The sequence below is a fragment of the Acidovorax sp. genome (genome assembly GCF_046339755.1).
GTDB lineage: Bacteria > Pseudomonadota > Gammaproteobacteria > Burkholderiales > Burkholderiaceae_C > Acidovorax.
Genome location: NZ_JBKDTZ010000400.1, coordinates 21,765 through 29,283, shown reverse-complemented (window position 1 = coordinate 29,283; position 7,519 = coordinate 21,765). Strand labels below are relative to the sequence as shown.

General features: G+C 68.4%; 7 protein-coding genes. 3 read left to right on the top strand and 4 right to left on the bottom strand.

Annotation, left to right across the window (positions count from 1 at the left end):
* Together ACK59X_RS34210 and ACK59X_RS34205 are read right to left on the bottom strand one after the other, a co-directional pair.
* On the bottom strand, nucleotides 1-352 hold a 352-nt coding region (locus ACK59X_RS34210), incomplete at its 3' end, for a Bug family tripartite tricarboxylate transporter substrate binding protein (RefSeq protein WP_409963903.1).
* A gap of 103 nt (nucleotides 353-455) precedes the next feature.
* On the bottom strand, nucleotides 456-1,106 hold the full coding sequence (locus ACK59X_RS34205) for a GntR family transcriptional regulator (protein WP_409963901.1): 651 nt from the start codon (nucleotides 1,104-1,106) through the stop codon (nucleotides 456-458).
* A gap of 102 nt (nucleotides 1,107-1,208) precedes the next feature.
* Here ACK59X_RS34205 and ACK59X_RS34200 point away from each other — a divergent pair, with 102 nt between their 5' ends.
* From ACK59X_RS34200 to ACK59X_RS34190, 3 genes are all read left to right on the top strand, one after another.
* Nucleotides 1,209-2,195 carry a porin gene (locus ACK59X_RS34200; RefSeq protein ID WP_409963899.1) on the top strand — a complete coding sequence of 329 codons (987 nt, stop codon included), beginning with the start codon at nucleotides 1,209-1,211 and terminating at the stop codon, nucleotides 2,193-2,195.
* Nucleotides 2,196-2,353: 158 nt separating this feature from the next.
* Complete coding sequence (locus ACK59X_RS34195; protein WP_409963897.1) at nucleotides 2,354-3,775, top strand: aldehyde dehydrogenase family protein; 1,422 nt, start codon at nucleotides 2,354-2,356, stop codon at nucleotides 3,773-3,775.
* Between the two features lie 98 nt (nucleotides 3,776-3,873).
* Nucleotides 3,874-5,430: a hypothetical protein gene (locus ACK59X_RS34190; RefSeq protein WP_409963895.1), complete on the top strand. Its 1,557-nt coding sequence runs from the start codon at nucleotides 3,874-3,876 to the stop codon at nucleotides 5,428-5,430.
* A 15-nt stretch (nucleotides 5,431-5,445) separates the two neighbouring features.
* Here ACK59X_RS34190 and ACK59X_RS34185 read toward each other — a convergent pair whose 3' ends face one another.
* A complete protein-coding gene (locus ACK59X_RS34185) occupies nucleotides 5,446-6,216 on the bottom strand; it encodes a Crp/Fnr family transcriptional regulator (protein WP_409963893.1) in 771 nt (256 codons plus the stop codon).
* A 119-nt stretch (nucleotides 6,217-6,335) separates the two neighbouring features.
* Nucleotides 6,336-7,460 (bottom strand): DNA topoisomerase IB, encoded by a 1,125-nt coding sequence (locus ACK59X_RS34180; RefSeq protein ID WP_409963891.1) that lies wholly within the window; start codon nucleotides 7,458-7,460, stop codon nucleotides 6,336-6,338.
* Between the last annotated feature and the right edge of the window lie 59 nt (nucleotides 7,461-7,519).

Below are 7,519 nucleotides of genomic sequence, written 5' to 3'. Positions count from 1 at the left end.
GGTCCTTGGCCGGGTCGTACTTCACGCCGCCGATCCAGGGGTTGGTGGCGAAGTGGATGGCCGCGAACACCAGCGAGTAGCCGTCCGCCGGGTTGTTGAGCAGGGTCTGCGTGGCGATGTTGCCCGAGGCGCCGCCCTTGTTGTCCACGATGACACGCTGGCCCAGGTTCTTGCCCATTTCCTCGGCCAGGGTACGGGCCACCGTGTCGGCGCTGCCGCCCGGCGCAAAGCCCAAGTACAGGGTGATGGGCTTGTCGGGAAATTTCTGGGCCTGCGCCGGGCTGGCGCCTGCCAGTGCGCTCAGTGCTGCCAGGGCGAGCAGGGCCAGTCGGCGGGAGTATCGGGCTTGCATGGTGGTGTCTCCTTCAGTTTTTTGGGCGTAGGCAATCCCGCTCCCTGTCTGGCAGGGAGTGCAGCATTGCAGTTTTCGGGGAAAAAGGGGGCGCTAAGGCGCGCTATGGGGTGGGCAGCATGGCCAGCAAGTCCTTGCGTGACATCTCGGCGTGCTCGAAAGCGATGGCTGCCGCGGTCTTGGGGTCGTTGGTGCGCAGCGCTTCGATCATCTGCGCGTGCTGCACGGTGACCATCTCCAGCCGCGCGTCGCCATAACCCTTGCTGCGCCGTACGGCGTCGACCAGCGCTGAGCGGCCTTCCAGCATTTCCACCGCCATGCGGTTGCCCGAGATGCCGTCCATGTAGCGGTGGAAGTCGCGGTTGGCGGTCACGCAGGCGGGGATGTCCGAGCGGTCGGCCGCGCCCTGGCGCATTGCTTCCAGCTCCACCAGCCTGTCGATGTCGGCCGGCCTGGCCGCCGTGGCTGCGTCGGCCGCCAGCATGGACTGGATGGCCCCGCGGATCTTGTAGAGCTGGTTGATGTAGAGCGCGTCCACCGTGGGGATCACGGCGCCGCGGTTCATGCGCATGGCCACCACGCCTTCGCCCTGCAGCTGCAGCAGCGCCTCGCGCACCGGGTTCTGGCTCACCTGGTAGTGCTTGGCCAGCTCCGTCAGCGTGATGTGGGCCCCCAGGGCCCAGACGCCTTCGACGATGTCATTGCGCAACTGGTCGCGCAAACGAATGTAGGTGGGGGTGTTGAGTGCGTCCATGTTGCCAGTATATACTCCATTTCAGATTTTATAAAATCTAAAATCTACAATCCAGAACATCGGGAGAGACGCCCGGTTCACAACCCAGAGGAGACTTGCGACATGAAGAAGAAACACCTTGCCCGCCAGTGCGCATTGGCCTGCGCGGCCGCCGCCTGCCTGCCGGCCCTGGCCCAGTCGTCCGTGACCATCTATGGCCGCGTCGACCTGGGCGTGTTCCACCAGAATGCGGGCACGACGCCAACCAACGGCGGCATCAGCCCCTCGGGCCCCGCGGCCAAAATGTGGCAGGTGCGCCAGGGGTCCGCCGGTCGCATCGGGTTTCGCGGAGTGGAAGACCTGGGCGGTGGCTTGGAAGCCGGCTTCCAGATGGAGCACCGCTTCGACGCCGACACCGGCCTGGCCCACAACCCCTTCTTCGAGGCGCGCTCCTATGTGTATGCGGGCGCCCCCAAGGCCTGGGGCACGGTGTATGCAGGGCGCGAGTACATCCCCGCCTTCTGGGTGGCGCTCAAGGCCGACCCCTGGGGCTTCGACACCGTGGCCACGCCCGGGCCGCGCCACCTGCTGGCCAACTACGGCGTGCCCGTGAGCGGCATCCGCAGCGACAATACCATCGGCCTGCGCAGCGCCACGTGGGGCGGCTTTTCGACCAACATCGCCTGGAGCGCGGGCGAGGGCGCGCGCTCGAACACGTCGGGTGCCAACATCGAGTACACCTCCGGTCCGCTGTACGTGGGCACGGCCTATGACAGCACCACCTCCCAGCAGAAGATGTGGATGGCAGCCGCCTCCTACGACTTCGGCGTGGTGCGCCCGGCCCTGCTGTATGCGCGTTCGAAGGTCAACAATGTGGAGAGCAGCAATGTCTCGCTGACGGCGCGCGTGCCCGTGTCCACCCACCTGGTGAAGCTGGCGGTTTCGCGCCTGGACCCCCAGGGGCCGGGCAACGCGAACACCAAGCTGTCGGTGGGCTACGAGCACTTCCTGAGCAAGCGCACCTCCATCCTGGCCAACATCGGCAGCGCCAAGCAGGACAAGCTCACGCGCACCACGCTGTTCGACCTGAGCCTCAAGCACAACTTCTGACCCCCGGGGCGCCACCGCGCCCTTCTTAGAACCTGTTCAAAGTCTTTTTGCGGCTCCAAAAAGGCTTTGGACAGGTTCTTAAACGCCTTGCGCTCGCATCTCCCCGGGGTGCGCGTGCTGGCTGTTGCCGACCGTTCCTTTCTCTACAGCTTCCCGCCATGCACAGCGAACCGCTCCTTTCTTCCCTTGACCCTGCCGCCGACGCGGCGCTGGCCGCACCCGTGTGGGCGGCCAGTTGCCCGCCAACCCGGGCCGCGCTGCTGCAGGCGCTGGCAGAGGTGCTCGAGGAGCACCGCGAGCCCCTGGTGGCGCTGGCGCATGAGGAGACCCACCTGGGAGTCGCCCGGTTGAACGGCGAGCTGGACCGCACCTGCTTTCAGCTGCGCGCGTTCGCGGACCTCGTGCTGGCCGGCGGCCTGCATGCGGTGGAGCACGACACTGCGATCGGCGGGCCGCCGCCGCGCGGCAGGCCGGACATGCAGCGGGTGCTGGTCCCGCTGGGGCCGGTGGCCATGTTTGCGGCCAGCAACTTTCCGTTCGCGTTTTCGGTGCTGGGGGGTGACACCGCGTCGGCACTGGCTGCCGGCTGCCCGGTGGTGGTGCGTGCCCACCCCGCCCACCTGCGCCTGTCGCGCGCCGTGTTCCACCGGGTGCAGCAGGTGCTGCAGGCGCAACGTCTGCCCAGCGGCCTGGTGGGGCTGGTGGACGGTGCTTCGGTGGAGCACGGCGCCGCGCTGGTTCAGCACCCCGACATCCGGGCGGTGGCGTTCACAGGCTCGCGGCGTGGCGGGCTTGCGCTGCAGGCCCTGGCTGCGCAGCGGGCCGTGCCCATTCCCTTCTTTGGCGAGCTGGGCTCGGTCAATCCGCTGGTGGTGTTGCCTGCGGCTTTCTCCGATCAGTCGCCCGATGCCCTGGCGGCCCAACTGGCGGCGTCGGTGGCCCTGGGCATGGGCCAGTTCTGCACGCGCCCCGGTGTGGTGGTGATGGCCGATGGCGAGGCGCCGCGCCGCTTCATCGGTGAGCTGGCCCGGCAACTGGCGGCTGCGCCCGTGCACCCCATGCTCACACCGGCCATTGCCCAAAGCTACCTGGCTGCGGCGCAGGCCTTGCGCCGCAGTGCCGGCGTGCATGTGCTGGTGGAACCCGTACCCGAGCACATGGGCCCGCTGCTCGCCACCGTGCAGGCCAGGGACTTCGTGCACCCGGCGCACCAGGCAGCGCTGCGCCACGAAGTCTTCGGGCCCGCGGTGCTGGTCGTGGTCTGTGAGGACGCGAGCGGGCTGGCGCCGGTTCTGGAATCGATGGCCGGCGCGCTGGTCGCCACGCTCTGGGGTGCCGAGGCGGATTCACCATTGGCCCGCCAGCTGGTCGCCGTGGCCACGGCGCGTGCCGGGCGCGTGCTGTTCGGCGGCGTGCCCACCGGGGTCGCGGTTACGCGTGCCCAGCAGCATGGCGGCCCCTGGCCTTCGTCCACGCAACCAGCATTCACCTCGGTGGGGCTGCATGCCTGCGAGCGCTTTCTGCGGCCAGTGGTCTACCAGAGCGCGCCTGCGTGGCTGCTTGCCGGGCTTCCCACTTGAAAGGAGCTTCACCCCACCCCTGAGCACCTCCCACCACAACCCATGGCTGCGCACACCTGCGAGCCGACACAAGACAGAGAAACAAACAGGAGACAACAATGATTTGGAACTTGAAAGCCTTCGCGCAAGCACTCGCCATCGCCGCCTGCGCCACCACCGCCGTCGCCCAACCGGGGCCCGGCTTCGGCCTCATCGGCGAGATCAAGCCGCGCAGCACGGCCGACATGGTGGCCGCCGGCATCACCAGCCCCTTCGGCATCGGCGGCGAGACCACCGACCGGGGCTTCAGCACGTTTGAAAACTGGCGCGACTACCTGGGGCCGCTGGGCGCCTCCAAGGTGCGCATCCAGTCGGGCTGGCACTTCATCGAGCCGGTGATCACCAGCCCCGCGACCTACGACTTCGCCAAGCTCGACACCATCGTCAACGGCGTGCGCGTGCAGGGCGTCAAGCCCTTCGTGTTCCTGGGCTACGGCAACGAGCAGGCGGGCTGTACCAACTGCGGCACCAAGGGCCTGGGCGGCGCACTGCCCACGGGCACCGGGCGGCAGAAGTGGCTGGATTTCGTGCGCGCCACGGTGACGCGCTACACCCAGCCCACCCTGAAGGTGAGCGACTGGGAGATCTGGAACGAGCCCGACGGCCATGTGCCCGCGGCCGACTACGCCCAATTGGCAGTGCAGACCGCGCAACTGATCAAGAGCATCCAGCCGGGTGCGAAGATCACCATCGGCTCGTTCACCACCGGCGTGCTGGGCGGGGCCACGTCCGAGGGTTACCTGTACGCCCAATCGGTGGTGAACTACTTTGCCGACAACAAGGGCGCAACCGTGCCCAATGCCGATGTGTCGGTGGCGTTTCACCCCTACTGGGGGCTGCCGGACTATGACTCCTATCCGTCGCAGCTGACCAAGTTCGACGCTTTCAGGACCCTGGTCGAGGGCCGCGGCTTCAAGCTGCGCCAGGGCGAGAACGGCGCGCCTTCCACCGCGTGCCAGTACTTTGCGCTGTGCGGCGGCGCGGCCTTCGATGAGGTGAACCAGGCCAAGTACATGCTGCGCCGCATGCTGGGCGACTTTGCGCGCGGCATCGAGACCAACATCTTCACCATCGTCGACCTGCACTACGATTCGACCAAGAACACCAAGGGGCTGCTGCGCACGGGCACCTGGCAGTACAACCCCAATCCGGCATCGGGCCCGAAGAACGGCGACCAGACCGTGCAGGGCCGCAAGATCGCCTATGGCTCTTACCAGAACGTGACGGCGATCTTCGACAACCGTCTGCAGCGCATCGCCAACCCCGGCTGCACGGCACCCTATGGCCACACGGTGCATGCGTACTCGCGCAACGATGCGGGCGTGGTGCGCAACATGCTGGTGGTGTGGAAGAAGACCACCGAGCTGCCCACGGCCACCGCAGGCACGGCGCCCATCACCATCACCTGCTCGGGCTTCCACTTCCCGCGCTATGCGCAGAGCAGCACGCTGCGCCCGCGCTTTGCCGACCTGCTCGACGGCGGCGTCTACCAGCTCACGGACAACAGCGTGGTGGTGAACAACAATGCGGGCACGAACAGCGTGCAGGTGAAAAACCTGCCGGTGGGCGACTACCCGGTCGTGATCGCAGACCAGGGCCTGGTGGTCTTCCAATAGCGCAACGCGGGTGCCTCAGCCTGGTGGCAAGGCCTCCTGCTGCGCCAGCGCTTCGAGCTGCGCCAGGTTGTGCACCACGATGTCGCGCTGGTGGATGCCGATGATGCCCTCGCGCTCCATCCACTTGAGTTCCATGTTGATGCGCTGGCGCGAGCCGCCCAGCAGTTGGGCCAGTTCGTCCTGCACCAGCGACAGGCCGATGGCGCCGCGCGTGCCGGGCACGGCGGCGCGCTCGCCGAAGCGGCGCAGCATGTGCAACAGCTGCTTGGCCAGCCGCGCGCGCAGGGGCAGGGTGGCCATGTCCTCCATCATCCAGTACAGGTAGCGCATGCGCCGCGCCTGCAGGGTGAGCAGCGCCTCGCCGAACGAGGGGTGTTCGCGCAGCAGCTGGCGGAACACCGCCTCGGCCACGCTGAGCACCGTGGTGGGGCCGTGCGCGTGGGCATCGTAGGTGTTGGCGCCCTGGTGCAGCACCTCGGCCTCGCCGACCCAGATACCCGGCTCCACATAGGCCAGCGTGACCTGCTTGCCCGAGGGCGTGGTGCGCCGGAAACGGATGGCCCCGCTGGCGCAGGTGAACCAGTCGGTCGCGAGCTTGCCCTGCTCGACGATCACCTTGCCGTGCGCATAGCGCGTGACCCGGCCCAGGCGCAGGATGTCGTGCCGCAGCGAGGGCGTGAGCGCCGCGAACCAGCGGCCGCGGTTGATGGCGTCGCGCTCTTCCAGGCTGAGGAAGGGGCGCTGCTGCGGGTTGCGGTCGATGCCGTGGCTCAGGGAATCCAGCATGGTGGGTGGCTGCTCTCGGGGCAAGTCGAAAGAAAGGCCCGGCGTTTGCCGCGCTGCAGCAATTTTAGCGGCGCGCCCCGGGGCGGGGGCGCCCGCCTGGGCACATTGGCGACAGGACCTCAGCAGCCCTTGGCGCGGGGCCGGTGCAAAAAGGCCAGGAGCCTGCGTTCCGCCGCGCTCAAGCCCCGGGGGGATGCGGCGCCGCCGATGCGCTCCCACACCGACTGCATGCCCGGCCCGGCATCGGACGCCAGGCGCGAACCCAGCTCCAGCACGGCCGGGTGCACATACGACTTCTTGCACACAGCCGGGGTGTTGCCCAGCTGGCGCGCCACCTCGGCCAGGATGTGCTTGGCGCTGTAGGCAGGCTCGCCGGTCTGCCCGGTGCAGGCCAGGCGCGTGAGCTCCAGGGCCTGCACCGTGCCGTGCCAGGTGCGGAAGTCCTTGGCGGTGAAGCGCACGGCCGTGTCGTCGCCAGCCTTGTCCGCACCGGTGATCTCGGCCAGGTAGTCGTTCACGTCACCCGAACCCACGGTGTGGGCCTGGCCGTCCTCACCCAGGTACTGGAACAGCTCCTGCCCCGGCAGCTGCTGGCAGCGGCGCACCACGCGGGCCACGCGCGGGTCGTCCAGCGCGGCCTGTTGCGGCACGCCGCTCGTGCCGCGAAAGCTCAGCGTGAGCTTGCTGCCGTGCAGCTTGGCGTGGCGGGTGCGCAGCGTGGTCAGGCCGAAGGAGTTGTTGCTGCTCGCATACTCTTCGTTGCCCACGCGCACGAAGGTGGTGTCCAGCAGGCGCACCAGCGTGGCCAGCACCACGGTGCGGCCCAGGGCCTTGCCGCGGACCCCTTCCTTGAGGTCGCGCGCCACCCGCGCACGGATGCGTGGCAGCGCGCGGCCAAAGGCCTGCATGCGGCCGAATTTGCTCTCATCGCGCTGCGCACGCCACTCGGGGTGGTAGCGGTACTGCAGCCGGCCCCGGGCGTCCAGCCCCGTGGCCTGCAGGTGGCCGTTGGGCAGCGGGCAGATCCACACGCTGGTATAGGCCGGAGGGATGGCCAGTTTGTTGATGCGCGCCACCTCATCCGGGTCCACCACCCACTGCCCATCGGGACTGCGGTAGCGGAAGGCTTTGCCGCGCCGCACGCGCGTGAGGCCCGGCATGGCCGTGCTCACATAGCGCAGGCCACCGGGCAGGCGGGGGCGGGATGGGCGGGTCTTGCGGGGGGAGGCAGCAGGCGAGGGCATGCCCCGATCACACCGCGCCCTGCCGCGGTGTGCCGTAGGAGCCGGCTCGACACCGGCGT